Source organism: Achromobacter sp. GbtcB20 (assembly GCF_019091095.1).
In the GTDB taxonomy this organism is placed as follows: domain Bacteria; phylum Pseudomonadota; class Gammaproteobacteria; order Burkholderiales; family Burkholderiaceae_B; genus Achromobacter; species Achromobacter mucicolens.
Map to the genome: position 1 here is coordinate 1 of NZ_JAGXJZ010000592.1, position 265 is coordinate 265.

Below are 265 nucleotides of genomic sequence, written 5' to 3' on the forward strand. Positions count from 1 at the left end.
CCGATTCCCGCGCGCAGGGCGTTGACGTCGAGGCCGCGCGCATGGATGTCGCGCCCGTCGATGGCGATGCGGCCTCCGTCGATTTCCTCGAGCCGGTTCAGGGTGCGGATCAGGGTCGACTTGCCCGAGCCCGAGGCGCCGACGATGGCCACGCGCTCGCCGCGGCGGATCGCGAAGTCGATGTTGTCGAGCACCCGCACCTGGTAGTCGCCCTGCTTGAAGGTTTTTCCGAGGGCGCGGCAGGCCAGTACAGGGGTATCGGTCA

At 68.7% G+C, this 265-nt stretch carries 1 protein-coding gene; it reads right to left on the bottom strand.

The genetic code is table 11. The features are described 5' to 3' along the window. Positions 1-248, bottom strand: a 248-nt coding sequence (locus KVT32_RS30355; protein ID WP_254637094.1) for an ATP-binding cassette domain-containing protein, incomplete at its 3' end; no start/stop codon positions are given. Positions 249-265 lie beyond the last annotated feature (17 nt).